Raw genomic sequence first — 13,453 nt, 5'->3', positions numbered from 1 at the left:
TAAATTCAATACGCTTAGTTTGTATAAGATTTTGGCAGAGAAAGTGCATTGAAAGCTGATCAGGACATGCTACGATTGTCATTAAGATTACATGAGAATGATAATCAATGAAAACAGACATAGGAGTGAAGAGAGAAATGACAAACCGGGGCCGGAAGTTTATCTGGACAATCGTACTTATGCTGGCAATGTCCGCTTTGGCGGCTTGCGGGACTGCTAACAAGGCTGCGGACGGCAACGCTGTCCAAGCAGCGAATGCAGCGGAAGAGGCAGCAGAAGCTAGTGCAACTCCTACAGAGAGCAGCAATAATGTCTCAGAAGAAGGCGCAACCCGTACGATTACCGGAGAATTCGGAGATGTAGAAATTCCCGTAAATCCTAAGCGGGTGGCGGGGATCTATGTAGAAGATTATCTGAAGGCACTAGGCGTTACTCCAGTGGTGCAGTGGTATCATCCAAGCTGGGGCAAGCAGGATTATCTGAATCTGGATGTGCCTGAATTCGATATCAGCGGCAGTATGGAAGCGTTGCTCGACAAAAATCCCGATCTGATCATTACCGATGGCGGTGCAGATGCTGCTAAGTATGAACAATATTCCATGGTGGCACCAACCTACCGTCTGCCGGAGAGCGTGCTCCAGGATTCAAGGCTAATGCTCACAGCGATTGCCGACGCGCTGGGTATTCCGGAGAAGGGCGAGGCTGTGCTTGCGGAGTATGACCAGAAGGTAGCCGATGGTAAAGCCAAGCTGCAGCAGGCTCTGGGACAGGAAAAGGTAGCTGTAATCCGGCTTAATGTCGCGGACAAAACCTTTGCTCTTTTTGGAGTCAAAAACCGCTTTACCGGTGTGCTCTATGATCAATTCGGTCTGACTCCTGTCCCGATGGCTGCTGAGATGACGGAATATCAGTCCATTATTTCCGAAGAAGTGATACCAGCGCTTGAAGCGGATCACATCATTGTATTCCCTGACAACGGAGACTGGGATACTGCGGCTAATCAGGAGGCGATTCAGATTCTCGATGGCCCTCTATGGAAGAACCTGCCTGCGGTGAAGAACGGGAACATCTACAGAATGGAACGTTCCCACTGGCAGTCCGGTGCAATCACGGCAAATACGATGAAGCTTGAGGATCTGCTTAAGGTAATGGTGAAATAACCTGATTTTGATGAAGCAAGTGAAAAGAAGGTCTATCAGCACAGTTGATAGATCTTCTTTTTTGTTTTACACTGAATTGGTGATAATGATTCTCAATAAGGAGGGGTGGAATGGCGGATCTAGTTCAGGAAAATACCGGAAGAAGGCTATTCTATGGCCTGATTAACATAGAAACCGTTGCCCAGTCCCCGTCTGAAAATGAGCCGATAGATGTGTACAAGGAACATACATTAATTATAGTTTCGGAAGGGCAGGGCTGGCTCAAAGCGGATGATAGGCAATATCCCTTGGAGAAAGGTGCCGGATTTCTGATAGAGGCCGGATCTCTAAAAAGAATCCGGGCCGGAGAGCGGGGACTGAGCTTTTACCGGATTGGCTTTGAGGTTATTCATACCGGAGACAGCAAACCTAACGGAGTGGAAAGGGAGTCTGGAGATGGCATGCTCCGGCCGGGATTTATTAACTGCAGACCTTATTCGCAGTGTGTACTGCTGCTGGATTCCATTTATCATAGCCGCAGGAGTGGGGAGGATATTGAATGGTTTGCGGCTCAGACCCGTTTTCAGGAACTGCTGCTGCTGATTATGCGGGCGAATTCTCCGGCGATGAAGACCAGGGATGATCATGAGGCGGTGGAGCGTTCGATCCGCTATATGGAGGACCATTTCAATGAATCCTTATCTGTCGACCAGCTGGCTGAGTTTGCAGGGATTGGCCGTGCGCGTTATACCCAGCTTTTTAGAGAGATTACCGGTCAGATTCCCTTGGAGCACTTGAATGGACTGCGTATTGAACGGGCACAGCAGCAGCTGCTGCTGACCAGGGACCGCCTGCATGATGTTGCACTGGCTGTCGGCTACAGCAATGAGTATTATTTCAACCGCCGCTTCAAAGGAACAGTTGGTGTAACTCCCGGCCAATACAGGAGCCTTCATCAGGAGGGAGTCCGCGTATTTGCCCCTTTTCTGGAGGATTATCTGCTGGCATTGGGGATTACTCCGGTGGTGCAATATTGTCATGCCCAGTGGGGGAAGCAGGAGTATCTGGGTCTTGATCAGGTTCCTTCCTTCGATATTTCGAGCGGAGACTGGCAAGGACTCTCCCGGTATATGCCCGAGCTGATTATGCTGGATGACGGCTTTCAGCGCTGGCAGCTGGGGGAATGCCGCCAGGTGGCCCCGCTGCTCCGGCTTCCGTTCCATCAGGAGGACTGGCGGGCAACACTCCGCTCCGCAGCCGCTGTTTTCGGCAGAACGGAACGGGTGCAGGAGGTCATCGGCCATTATGAGCAGCAGGCCCGGCAGGCCAAGCGGATGCTCAGCCGCAGCATCCGGGGACAGACGGTAGCATTACTGCGGATTTCCGCTTATGGAGTTGCTCTGTATGGCTGTGATGAGCTGGGATATTCAGCAAGCGTTCTGCATGAGGATCTGGGGCTCCAGCGGCATGGATTCGTCAGCAGGCTTACCAGGGGACAAAAGCGTGTAAACCTGAGCCGTGAAGAATTGTCTGAGCTGACCGCAGATCATCTGTTTATAACGTTTGACAAGCAGGAAGGTGAAAGCCGGGACCTGCTCGATACACAGCTATGGAGAAGCCTGCCCGCTGTGCGTAACCGCTGTGTGTACGAGGTTGATTTCATGGCCTGGATGAATTATGGTGTGCTGTCGCATCAGCGGAAGATTGAGGATGTGCTTAAGGTATTGGCATAAGCCACTCTCACAGCCTGCGGATTGGCGAGGCAACAGCAATAATCACCTCGATCAGCTTGGCCCCGGCGGCCAGCAGGAATACAGCACCGGGCGCTAGTGCGCCGCTCATCCAGCCGCCGAGCAATGCGCCGGCTGGCATCGCCGTGCGAGTGACTACCCGCGAGAAGCTAAGCACTCTGCCGAGCAGCTCGGGCGGAACCTTCTCCTGGCGGATGGAAGCGGACAAGACGGACCAGGAGGTGTTGCAGGCAGCGACCAGGCCGAAGCCGATTCCCGGCGCCAGCCAGGAGGCGTTGAAGCCGGCCAGCACAAATCCGCAGGATCCGGCTAGAAGCAGTAACGGAATCAGGCGGCCGCGCCTGAAATGACGGTCGAGATATATAACCGCAAGGCTCCCGGCGACTCCTCCGGCAGCCAGCAAGGTATAAGTCATGCCCATTTGACCTGTAGTTAAATGGAGATTGGTAATCAGGTAGTAGGTCAGGGTGGCATACGCTGCACTGTAGCCGAAGTTGCCGATGGCTGCCTGTAAAGAGAGGGCCAATTGAACAGGGCTGCGGATCAGCCAGAGGAAGCCCTGGGACATTTCGGCGAAAATAGCAGGTGTTGCGCTGCGTGTCCGTGCCGCTTCCTGCGGAAGCCGGTACAGGACGTAGAGAATGACCGCGAAGGAGGCCGCATCCAGCCACAGGATGGAGGCTATGCTCATAAGGGAGGCTAATCCTCCCGCGACCGCCGGTCCGAGCATATCGGCCAGTTGACCTGCGGTCTGAACTCCGGCATTCCCCCGGGTAAGATTCTTCCCGGACAGTGCCGGAATGAGGGTTACAACTGCTATATCATAACCTGTTGATACAATGGATAAGAGCAGAGAAAGGACGTACAAATGCCAAGTGGCGAGCAATCCGTAATGTGCCAGTATGGGAATTAAGGCAATGAGCCCCATTCGGCTCAGATCTGCACAGAGCATCAGCCGCTTGCGGCTGAACCGGTCAAGTATCACTCCTGCAAAAGGAGCGAACAGAATAACCGGCAGCACACTGACGGCAAACAGCGAGCTCATCACAAGCACAGAACCGGTCAGTCTATAGGAGAGCAGCGGCAGACAAAAAGTGTATAGCGCATCCCCGATTCTGGATATGAAATATCCGATCAGGAAATGCGCCAGCTGGAGCGTTGTTTTGGGCTGGGTATGGAGCTGTGGTTCATGCGACAAAGGAGAGGCTGGATAAGATGAGGACCCGCGGGCGGTCTTCATAACAGTTGCCTCCAATAAGTGGATAATACGGTGAAGCTGCCGTACAAGCTGAATAGAATCAGAAGGATTGCGGAGCTTAGGCTCAGGAACCGGCTGAAGCTGGCGGGAAGCCTGCCGCTGATCAAGAAGATAAGACCGGATAACAGCAGCCACCAGGCGAAGGAGCCGAGAGCAATGCCTGCCGGAAGAAACAGGGAGACACTGATTGTATGGCCCAGGGAAGCGGCTAGTGCTATGAAGGACAGTAGCGTTGCGGGATTGGCCAGAGTCAGTAGGAAGGCTGAGAACATGCTGTAGGCAATTCCGCTGCGGGCAGCTGTTACCGGCTCTCCCATGGCCGGGACCGGCCGCAGCGCCTTCAGCCCAAGATAGCCGAGAAACAGGCTGCCGAGCAGACGGAGCGGCAGTGCAAAAGCTGAAGTGAAATCATTTACAATCTGGAAGCTGGCAACGGTCACGAGCGCATAGAACGCATCAGCGAGCGCAATACCGGCACCGGTAGCGAGACCGGCGGTGAAGCCGGACTTCAGTGTACGGTTCATGCACAGCAGAGACATCGGGCCGACAGGAGCGGCAATAATGAAGCCGAAGCTGAGACCGCTTAACAGGGCCAGCCATGTATTCATGGTGTGCGTTCTGCCGGGGGCAGCGGTACATGCGGAGTTTCTTTGACCGTTCCGAGGATAATCGTAGTGCGGGTCCGCACGATACCCGGCAGGCCCTTGATCTCCTCGCTGATAATCCGGTCCAGATCCCGCGTTCCCCGGCAGCGCAGCTTCAGAATGTAATCATCATCCCCGGCGGTATGATGGCATTCCTGAACCTCCGGCAGCTTCATCACGAGTTCTATGAAGCCTTGCCGGTGTTCCGGCCGCTCCAGCGATACGGCAATCAGTGCAGCTAATCCGTAACCGGCCGATTCGGCGTCGATCAGTGCTGTATACCCAGTGATCACACCTTGTTCCTCCAGCCGCCGAACCCTGTCTGCAGTGGCAGGAGAAGAAAGACCAAGCAGTCCGGCAAGCTCGGACCAGGTGATCCTGCCGTTATTCATTATTGCCGAGATGATCTTGTAATCTAAAGAATCCATGTTATTCCTCCTTATATTATTAATCCATATGAGGAATATACATTATAATAATAAGTATTTCAATAATATTCCATACTTATTATTTGCGGTTCATTAAGTGGATAGCAGGACTTTCATAGTGCTGTAATAATCAACAATAAATAATGCTTGCAATTTATATTCAAAGAGAGTATAGTCTTAATTACGGTGATTGAATCACTGAACTACATAATATGCGGTCATGGCGGAATTGGCAGACGCGCTGGCTTCAGGTGCCAGTGATAGCAATATCGTGGAGGTTCGAGTCCTCTTGACCGCATCTTTTTACAAATATGGCTCGTAATTGCTCAGGCAATTACGGGCCATTTTGATTTTTGAGCTAATGGGTGGAATGTAGGCGGGAAAGAGGCTGGGTGAATGAGGGGCAGAAGTGTCCCAGAATCCGCCGGAAGTAGGCGGCAAGCGGAAATGAGGGGCAGAAGTACCCCTGAATCTGCCGGAATTGGGCGGCAAGCGGAAATGAGGGGTAAAAGTGCCCCTGAATCTGCCGGAATTGGGCGGCAAGCGGAAATGAGGGGCAGAAGTACCCCTGAATTCGTCGGAAGTAGGCGTTGTGGGGAAATCAGGGGGTGAAATTCCCTCTGAGTCCACCAAAAGTTGCCAGACGAGCCGGATGTATGCAGAAAACCGAATACAATGCACCAATGTTAGGGCAGATGGGCTGGATGTATGCGAAAAACCGAATACAATGCACCAATGTTAGGGCAGATGGGCCGGATGTAAGCGAAAAACCGAATACAATGCACCAACGATAGGGCAGATGGGCCGGATGTATGCGAAAACAAACATGTCTTTCAAGGCACAACTCCAGCATGAAAATGAGCAGCGTGGCTAAAAAACAGAACATCGTCTTTTCATTTATTTAACATATTTTAACGGAAAACCGAACACAATTAGACCGGGTGGGTAGCGTAAGCCGAATGTAATCGAAAAACCGAACACAATTGGACTGGGTGCACCGCGTAGGCCAAATGTAATCGAAAAACCGAACACAATTGGACTGGGTGCACCGCGTAGGCCGAATGTAATCGAAAAACCGAACACAATTGGACTGGGTACGCCGCTTAAGCCGAATGTAATCGAAAAACCGAACACAATTGGACTGGGTAAGCCACGTAAGCCAAATGTAATCGAAAAACCGAACACAATTGGACTGGGTGCACCGCGTAGGCCAAATGTAATCGAAAAACCGAACACAATTGGACTGGGTGCACCGCGTAGGCCAAATGTAATCGAAAAACCGAACACAATTGGACTGGGTGCGCCGCGTAGGCCAAATGTAATCGAAAAACCGAACACAATTGGACTGGGTGCGCCGCGTAGGCCAAATGTAATCGAAAAACCGAACACAATTGGACTGGGTGCGCCGCGTAGGCCAAATGTAATCGAAAAACCGAACACAATTGGACTGGGTGCGCCGCGTAGGCCGTGCGTTTATCGCAGTGCCAGACGTATTTTCACAGAAAAACCGAGTACAATGCACCAATGATAGGACTGATGTGGGCGGGATGAGAAACGAGAAGCCGCAAAAGATGCTACCCGGAAAGGGGAGCATCTTTTTTTGCGTGATATACGTGATATACGTGATGTGCGCTATGTGAGGCGAAGCCTGATGTACTTACAACTTCATGCCGATCAACTTGCGTAACGCGATGACCTCTTTGAATACCTTATTCACCGCCCGCTCCCGTGCTCCTGCTTCCGCAGGAACAGGCTCAATACAACCCCGCAAAGTGCCAGACTCAGCGGAAGCAGGAAGGTGTCGTGGAACCCTGCAACCATCGCTGCGGTATGGGCAGAAGCTGCAGCGGAGCCGGCCTGGCTCATGTGCTCAGCAATGTTGGAAGACAACAGACCGGAGATGATGGCAATGGCGAAGGAGCCGACAATCTGCTGGGCGGAGGTGGTCAGCGGGGTTACCCGGCTGATCAGGTCTTTGGGTGCCGACTTGAGTACATGGGTGCCGAGCTGCATGGTGGTGAGACCCTGGCCCAGTCCCAGAAGGGCGAAGGATCCAATCATCGCATAGATCGTCGTATCGCTGTCCAGCCGTGACAGAAGAACGAGTGCAGCCGAGAGCAGCATAAGACCGGAGAATACAGGAATCCGTGCTCCGTATTTGTCGAGAAGTCTGCCCCCAGCAATAACCCCGGCGAAGCTGACCAGCGCCTGCGGGATGATCATCATCCCGGATTCCAAGGAGGAGAATCCTCTAACCTGCTGCAGATATAAAGGAATCAACAAGATCGAACCGAATAACGCGATCTGGTTAATCCAGACCAGAATAATGCCTTTGGTGAACTCGAAGGAACGGAAGGAGCGCAGCTCAAGCAGCGGCTCCTTCTGTCGCAGCTCTACAACAATAAATAATGACAGAGCAACTAAGCCGAAGGCGAGCGGCAGCAATGAATAGGAGTCTGCCCAACCCTCTGCGCCACCTCTGTGCACTCCAAAGACGAGACTGGAGAAGGCCAGCGGGGAGAGGATCATTCCCCAAATATCCAATTTGGCAGAGGTTCCTTTTTCGGAGACCGGAAGATACTTCATCCCTAAATAGATTGCGATTAGACCGATCGGCAGGTTAATCAGGAAAATCCAATGCCAGTTTACGTATTCGAGCAGCCATCCGGATAACACGGGGCCGAGCAGCGGAGCGATCAGCATGGGCATGGCGAGGAAGCCCATCAGCTCGCCTCTCCGCTCAGGCGGGGCGATTTTGAAGGATAAGGCCATGCCGATAGGAGCTACCATGCCGCCGCCAAGACCCTGCATTATCCGGAAGACAATCAGCTGAGCCGGGGACTGGGCTGCTGCACACAGCAGGGAGCCGATAGTGAACAATAGAATGGATACAAGAAAAACACGCCTAGCGGTGAATCTGTCCGAGAACCACCCTGCGAGCGGAATGACCATGGAGGTGGCCAGCGTGTAGCCGGTAATCGCCCATTGGATGGTCTTTAGGCTGGTGTGAAATACATTCTCCAGCTCAGGTATGGCCACATTCATGATGGTATTGTCCAGCATAACCAGCAGCATTCCGGCAATGAGCGCGAAGAGTACAGGGATAAGCGGTTTGATCGAAAAAGGTTTGCCGCCTTGCAGGGCGGCTTCTGTTGCGGATAGATTCATTGCAGTACACGTCCTCTTGAAATTAATATGGGTCATCCTGCGAAGCTTGAATAATGATCGGGAAGCAGCTGACCCCTCCGGCCGGTAAGGCTCTCTGCACCCTTAATCTAACGGTGTGAGATTAATATAGCACTGCCTTTTTTCACTGTAAAGGAAAATATCTAACAGTGTAAGTTTGTTATGCCGCATGAATTATCTAACGATGGTAGACCCTGTCTGCTGGATCGCTTAGAATAGAAGCAGCTTGTACTCAGGAGGGCTCGTATGAGAATCAAAAATATGCAAATTACTGAACCCAATATAATTACAGCAGCCTGGGAGCTGCTTGACCAAATAGGCATTGAGGATTTCAGTATGAGGAAGCTGGCGGATCTGCTGCATATCCAGGCCCCGTCGCTGTACTGGCATTTCAAAAGCAAGCAGAGCCTGTTTCAGACGCTGGCCAATGAGGTGGCGAAGGAGGCCCTGCAGTCTGCTAAGCTCGAAGGAGAGTGGGAAGAGCAACTGTTTCAATGTGTATCGATGATCCGCAGCGTGATGATTAAGTATCCGTGTTCCGCCCAGCTGTTAATGAGAACGGTACCTACCGAGCCGGACTATCTGGCCTTAATCAACTCGCTTCTGCAGATCGTGGATCATCTTCCCGTCAGCGACAGCGACAAGTTTTCCTCGATTGCCTGCCTGCTGAATTATGTGATTGCTTTTGAACTCGATAAATATGAACAGCGCAGAGTCGATACAGCCATGAAGAAGGAAGCGGAGGGCGGAGCACAGGGAATGTTTATGGATTCGCTTGCACGTCTGTCCGGAGGAGGGCCGAACGTGGTGCAGCGTATGCACCATAATGGCTTATTCCGCGAGCTGGGTTCGGATACCATGTTCCGTACAGGCCTGAAAATAATCATTGCAGGAATCGCAAAGCTGGCCCAGCAGAAGGCATAAGCCATAGTCTGAAGCTTCATCCAGCTTCTTGAAGATACTGGACTCCTTCAGAAGAACGGCATTTCCGTTTTTTTTTAAGGATATTTATATGTCTTGGGGTCCCCACTTTGTGGGGTTATTTTTTGCGGACAGACTGTAACCTTTTGCACGAGGTAAACGAATAACCAGTAGATGGCTCAGCGGGAGAGGAGGCGGCGTAAGACGAGCGGAAACGGAAGAGAACATGCGGAAGACCCTGAGTCAGAGGAAGCGAAGGATAATTCCGCTGAAGAAGAGGCTGTACTGGTCAGGTTCCGGGACGGAAGCCTGGAGGCCTTTGAGTGGCTGGTGTGTAAGTACCGGAAGCCGGCGGTACGTTTTGCGTACCACTTGACCGGAGATTATCATACGGCCGAGGATCTGGCGCAGGATTGTTTCGCATATCTGCTGGTGTATCCGGAAAAGTATGATCACCGTGCATCCTTCCAGACCTATCTGTTCACGATCCTGCGCAATAAAAGCATTGACTCCATCCGCAAGCGCAGCAGACAGCGTACCTTGACCGCGGAAGAGAGCTATAATCCGGAAAACCGCAGGACACAAAGTGGTAGTCCGGCAGACCGCGGCGGATTCGAGAGCTACGGCAGCGTACATACACAGGGAACAGACGATCCCGAGCGGCTGGCTATTATCCGTGAAGAAGACCTGGAATGGCGCAGAAGGCTGCACCAGATGAAGCCGGATTACGGCCAGGCGGTCTATCTGGTGGATGTGGGACAGATGTCTTATGAGCAGGCGGCAGCAGTAATGCGCCGCAATATGGTTAGCTTCAAGGTACTGCTGCACCGGGCGCGCAAGAAGCTTAGGCAGATTTACGAAAAGGAGGAGTGGGATTGTGAGGTCAAACGAACCGGAACAGTTATTTCTGGATGAGGTCTACCGCAAAGCCCGTTTGCTGGAATATGACAAGCGTGATGCAGAGAAAGTGCTGCGTAACCGCAGGATGCTGGCCAGGCGCAAGGCAATGACAATTTCATGTGTCGCAATCTTTACGGCTGTTTTTGCCCTGATGATCTCGATGGGTAAGATCGATCAGGGATTATGCGTGGCGCTGTCGCTCCTTCTGATCGCAGCAGGTCTGCTGATTGAGAAGCTTGAATTGTCGTGGAGTCCGGAGAATGACGGGTGAACAGGGAGTTGTAAGAACGGGGGGAGAAGACTGGAATGGAGCTAATTATTAATCATTTGACCAAGACCTACGGAAACAAGCAGGCACTGCAGGATATCAGCTTCCGGGTGGGCGAAGGCATTCACGGCCTGCTCGGACCTAACGGAGCAGGTAAAACCACGTTGATGCGTCTGCTTGCCACCTTGCTGGAGCCTACCTCGGGAACGGTGGAGATTGGTGGAGTTGCCTTGAAAGATAAGGCCCAGATCCGCGAACTGGTTGGCTATTTGCCGCAGGAATTCGCCTTTTATCCGGGGATGACGGTAGTCGAAGCGATGGATTATCTGGCGCTGCTATCGGGCATAGCCGGCCGTGCGGAGCGGAAGCGGAGAATAGACAATCTGCTTGAGCTGGTTAACCTTACCGAGCAGCGCCGTACCAAGGTAAAGGCGTTATCCGGGGGGATGAAGCGCCGGCTCGGGGTCGCCCAGGCAATGGTGCATGAGCCGAAGCTGCTGATCGTGGATGAACCGACCGCAGGGCTGGACCCTGAAGAGCGGATCCGCTTCCGGCGGCTGCTCAGCCGGTTTGCCGAAGGCAGAATTGTTCTTTTATCCACGCATGTCGTTGAAGACGTAGAGTCCACCTGTGAGCAGATGACCGTGCTGCATAAGGGGCGTCTGCGTTATCACGGCAGAATAGGCGATTTAACTGCCGCCGCTGCCGGCCGTGTCTGGATAGCCGAGCTTGACCGGGTGGAGTGGGAGCGGGACCGCGACCGGTTCCCGGTACTGTCCGCTGTGCCGGAAGGAAGGAATATGCGGGTGCGGGTGCTGGCAGATGAACAGCCCTATGCAGGGGCACAGCAGACCGCGCCGTCGATTGAAGATGCTTATCTGCATCTCATGCGCAGGGAGGAATCCTTTGTATGATGGCACTGATCGGCAAAGAGATGCGCATGACGCTGCGCAGCCTGGTTTTTTATCTGTTTATTATCGCGAGCGTGTTCTTCTATTTCACCTCTTATGCTACGGAGGAAACCTGGGGCGAGCTGGGATCCCCGGTTATAAGTACGCCGCAGAATGTAGGTACTATTGAACACCCGTATTACGGCTGGAAGCAGCCGGCGGATACCCGCGATTTGGCCGAACAAATGAGGAAGGAAATGGGCTGGAATCTGGATGCCGGAACCAGCCAGAAGATCAGGCTGGGTTTTCCATTCAAGGTTAAGCTGAGCGAGAAGGAGAAGAATGCCCTGTCTGCAGCGATCTCCCAGCTGGATGAGGTTCTGAAGAATCCGGATAAATATACTATGGATGAGGTATACACTATCGCCGAGTCAGTGAACAATCAATTGGGCGGGAAAAGTATATACCAGCAAGGGCTGGGGGAATTCGGTTCTGCCATTGAGTCTGTTGATGAAGCCATAAAGGCGCAGGAAGCGGATCTTGCCCGCTATAACGCTAAGGTGGATGCAGGTGAATTGCTGCCCGGAGCCGCACGCTACTTCAGTGATTATCTCTCGCTGCCAGCAGGGATCTTTCCGGTCTTTCTGTCTGCCTTTCTGCTGCTCCGGGACCGCTCAAGCCGGATGAATGAATTGATTTACAGCCGCAGGATTTCGCCTTGGGTATATGTCGGTTCGAAGTTTATTGCACAAGGTGTCATGTTATCTGTGATCTACCTCATCCTGGCTGTCATCGGCGGCTGGCAGACCGTACATTCACTGGGGCTTACCGGCCAGACGGGACAGGCTATTGTAATCTTCCTTGGATACACAGCATGGTGGCTACTGCCGACGTTATGGATTTCCGTTGCCTTCGGGATGTTCGGCTCGATGCTGTTCCGCCGGGGGATCGTACCCATCGCCCTGCAGATTATCTGGTGGTTCGTGTCGGTACTGCCGCTGTTGGGCTCTTATGGGCTGAACCGGCTGTTCATCCGCTTCAACTCGCCTAATGACTACGAGTTATATTGGAAGTGGACGGATGAGATTGCACTTAACCGTAGCTTCTATTTAATACTCTCTGTATTATTGGCTGCAGGAGCCGCCTGGTTATGGGAAAGAAACCGCAGCCGGCTGGATTCAGCCAAGACACTGAGCAGGAAGACGGCTAAAGGAAGTGTGGCGGCATCTGCAGCGGAGGCGCTTAGATGAGCCGGCAGATCATCCGCCCGCTGGCCGGGTACAACCTCAGGCTGACTGCACATTATTCCTGGCTCCTGTCCGCAGCGCTTCTGGCTGTCACTCCGTTCTTCATGGAGCCGGCGCTGATGGACAGGGTTCAGGTTGCGAAGCTGGGGGAACTGCTAATCAGCTTGCTGGGACTGATTGTCTTCCCCCACCTGGGCCTGCTGGAGGATGGAGGGATTGGTGAAGTACTCTATGCCAAGCGGGTAAGGCATCATCCGGTATTTCTTTTCCGCTGGCTGCTCACCGTTCTTTATATCTTCCTTGTGGTGACTGCTTTATTCACATGGATGCATGGGAGCGGTGCTGATTTTGCACTGTGGCCGATGATCGGCGGGACAGTGATTACCGCAGTTGCGATAGGATCAGCGGGAATGACGGCTGCACTCTTGATTGGCAACATCTCTGCCGGATACATTGCCGGGTTCTCCTGGTATCTGCTTGATTTCACGACCAAAGGCAAGCTGACCGGCCGCTATTATTTATTCGGCTTGATCAATAGCGAATGGGATAATGATAAATGGCTGCTGGCAGGTGGTTCTCTCGCCCTGGCGCTGTTCTGCGCCTTCTGGCTGCCGCGCAAGAGGCTGGACTAATAGAGGCCAGCCCTGTCATATATCAGGTACACTCCAATATTTTAAAAATCATATAACAACCGCCTTGATGTCGTTTATTTGACCGGGGCGGTTTTTTGACGCATTGAATATACTGCCTGATTATTGGTGTGACTTCAGGGCTGGAGCATATTTTCCGAAATAAAGGTATACTGATAATAATTTATGTCC

The 13,453-nt window shown here is 52.5% G+C and carries 13 protein-coding genes and 1 tRNA gene; 9 read left to right on the top strand and 5 right to left on the bottom strand.

Features of this window, described 5'->3' with window-relative positions; translation table 11 throughout:
- The first annotated feature begins 137 nt into the window (after positions 1-137).
- Both MKZ24_RS26495 and MKZ24_RS26490 read left to right on the top strand, forming a co-directional pair.
- Complete coding sequence (locus MKZ24_RS26495; protein WP_340788394.1) at positions 138-1,160, top strand: ABC transporter substrate-binding protein; 1,023 nt, start codon at positions 138-140, stop codon at positions 1,158-1,160.
- Positions 1,161-1,270: 110 nt separating this feature from the next.
- Complete coding sequence (locus MKZ24_RS26490) at positions 1,271-2,872, top strand: helix-turn-helix domain-containing protein (RefSeq protein WP_340788390.1); 1,602 nt, start codon at positions 1,271-1,273, stop codon at positions 2,870-2,872.
- Positions 2,873-2,879: 7 nt separating this feature from the next.
- Here the strand turns inward: MKZ24_RS26490 and MKZ24_RS26485 are convergent, their stop codons facing one another.
- Genes MKZ24_RS26485 through MKZ24_RS26475 form a run of 3 tightly spaced genes read right to left on the bottom strand, consistent with a single transcriptional unit; the run spans position 2,880 to position 5,220 of the window.
- Complete coding sequence (locus MKZ24_RS26485; protein ID WP_340788387.1) at positions 2,880-4,130, bottom strand: MFS transporter; 1,251 nt, start codon at positions 4,128-4,130, stop codon at positions 2,880-2,882.
- Positions 4,127-4,756: a LysE family translocator gene (locus MKZ24_RS26480; protein ID WP_340788383.1), complete on the bottom strand. Its 630-nt coding sequence runs from the start codon at positions 4,754-4,756 to the stop codon at positions 4,127-4,129. Before MKZ24_RS26480 ends, MKZ24_RS26485 begins: the two co-directional genes overlap by 4 nt.
- Positions 4,753-5,220 carry an Lrp/AsnC family transcriptional regulator gene (locus tag MKZ24_RS26475; protein WP_042234929.1) on the bottom strand — a complete coding sequence of 156 codons (468 nt, stop codon included), beginning with the start codon at positions 5,218-5,220 and terminating at the stop codon, positions 4,753-4,755. The genes MKZ24_RS26480 and MKZ24_RS26475 overlap by 4 nt, the downstream gene beginning before the upstream one ends.
- A gap of 214 nt (positions 5,221-5,434) precedes the next feature.
- Between MKZ24_RS26475 and MKZ24_RS26470 the strand changes: the two genes are divergently transcribed.
- Positions 5,435-5,518: transfer RNA gene (locus MKZ24_RS26470), tRNA-Leu, on the top strand.
- A gap of 599 nt (positions 5,519-6,117) precedes the next feature.
- Here the strand turns inward: MKZ24_RS26470 and MKZ24_RS26465 are convergent.
- A complete protein-coding gene (locus tag MKZ24_RS26465; RefSeq protein ID WP_340788377.1) occupies positions 6,118-6,660 on the bottom strand; it encodes a hypothetical protein in 543 nt (180 codons plus the stop codon).
- Between the two features lie 273 nt (positions 6,661-6,933).
- On the bottom strand, positions 6,934-8,388 hold the full coding sequence (locus tag MKZ24_RS26460; protein WP_042234933.1) for an MDR family MFS transporter: 1,455 nt from the start codon (positions 8,386-8,388) through the stop codon (positions 6,934-6,936).
- A gap of 264 nt (positions 8,389-8,652) precedes the next feature.
- On the opposite strand from MKZ24_RS26460, the gene MKZ24_RS26455 reads away from it, so the two are divergent.
- The 6 genes from MKZ24_RS26455 to MKZ24_RS26430 all read left to right on the top strand — a co-directional run bounded on the left by MKZ24_RS26455 (position 8,653) and on the right by MKZ24_RS26430 (position 13,264).
- Complete coding sequence (locus tag MKZ24_RS26455; protein WP_042234934.1) at positions 8,653-9,330, top strand: TetR/AcrR family transcriptional regulator; 678 nt, start codon at positions 8,653-8,655, stop codon at positions 9,328-9,330.
- Positions 9,331-9,501: 171 nt separating this feature from the next.
- On the top strand, positions 9,502-10,242 hold the full coding sequence (locus MKZ24_RS26450; RefSeq protein WP_042234936.1) for an RNA polymerase sigma factor: 741 nt from the start codon (positions 9,502-9,504) through the stop codon (positions 10,240-10,242).
- Complete coding sequence (locus MKZ24_RS26445; protein ID WP_042234938.1) at positions 10,205-10,498, top strand: hypothetical protein; 294 nt, start codon at positions 10,205-10,207, stop codon at positions 10,496-10,498. The genes MKZ24_RS26450 and MKZ24_RS26445 overlap by 38 nt, the downstream gene beginning before the upstream one ends.
- Positions 10,499-10,533: 35 nt before the next feature.
- Positions 10,534-11,409 carry an ABC transporter ATP-binding protein gene (locus MKZ24_RS26440; protein ID WP_042234940.1) on the top strand — a complete coding sequence of 292 codons (876 nt, stop codon included), beginning with the start codon at positions 10,534-10,536 and terminating at the stop codon, positions 11,407-11,409.
- Complete coding sequence (locus MKZ24_RS26435) at positions 11,406-12,635, top strand: ABC transporter permease (RefSeq protein WP_042234942.1); 1,230 nt, start codon at positions 11,406-11,408, stop codon at positions 12,633-12,635. The genes MKZ24_RS26440 and MKZ24_RS26435 overlap by 4 nt, the downstream gene beginning before the upstream one ends.
- The gene (locus tag MKZ24_RS26430) at positions 12,632-13,264 is read left to right on the top strand and encodes a hypothetical protein (protein WP_340788367.1); all 633 of its coding nucleotides are present in this window, start codon (positions 12,632-12,634) and stop codon (positions 13,262-13,264) included. Before MKZ24_RS26435 ends, MKZ24_RS26430 begins: the two co-directional genes overlap by 4 nt.
- Positions 13,265-13,453: the final 189 nt, after the last annotated feature.

The organism is Paenibacillus sp. FSL R7-0297 (assembly GCF_038009025.1).
In the GTDB taxonomy this organism is placed as follows: domain Bacteria; phylum Bacillota; class Bacilli; order Paenibacillales; family Paenibacillaceae; genus Paenibacillus_AQ.
The sequence above is the reverse complement of the archived record's forward strand: the minus strand, read 5'-3'. Positions and strand labels throughout refer to the sequence as shown.

Excerpts from the sequence above, each read along its gene's own strand:
- MKZ24_RS26480 (WP_340788383.1), bottom strand. The coding sequence starts at position 4,756 with ATGAATACATGGCTGGCCCTGTTAAGCGGTCTCAGCTTCGGCTTCATT.
- MKZ24_RS26495 (WP_340788394.1), top strand. The coding sequence starts at position 138 with ATGACAAACCGGGGCCGGAAGTTTATCTGGACAATCGTACTTATGCTG.
- MKZ24_RS26455 (WP_042234934.1), top strand. The coding sequence starts at position 8,653 with ATGAGAATCAAAAATATGCAAATTACTGAACCCAATATAATTACAGCA.
- MKZ24_RS26485 (WP_340788387.1), bottom strand. The coding sequence starts at position 4,130 with ATGAAGACCGCCCGCGGGTCCTCATCTTATCCAGCCTCTCCTTTGTCG.
- MKZ24_RS26460 (WP_042234933.1), bottom strand. The coding sequence starts at position 8,388 with ATGAATCTATCCGCAACAGAAGCCGCCCTGCAAGGCGGCAAACCTTTT.
- MKZ24_RS26475 (WP_042234929.1), bottom strand. The coding sequence starts at position 5,220 with ATGGATTCTTTAGATTACAAGATCATCTCGGCAATAATGAATAACGGC.
- MKZ24_RS26490 (WP_340788390.1), top strand. The coding sequence starts at position 1,271 with ATGGCGGATCTAGTTCAGGAAAATACCGGAAGAAGGCTATTCTATGGC.
- MKZ24_RS26450 (WP_042234936.1), top strand. The coding sequence starts at position 9,502 with ATGGCTCAGCGGGAGAGGAGGCGGCGTAAGACGAGCGGAAACGGAAGA.
- MKZ24_RS26440 (WP_042234940.1), top strand. The coding sequence starts at position 10,534 with ATGGAGCTAATTATTAATCATTTGACCAAGACCTACGGAAACAAGCAG.
- MKZ24_RS26430 (WP_340788367.1), top strand. The coding sequence starts at position 12,632 with ATGAGCCGGCAGATCATCCGCCCGCTGGCCGGGTACAACCTCAGGCTG.
- MKZ24_RS26435 (WP_042234942.1), top strand. The coding sequence starts at position 11,406 with ATGATGGCACTGATCGGCAAAGAGATGCGCATGACGCTGCGCAGCCTG.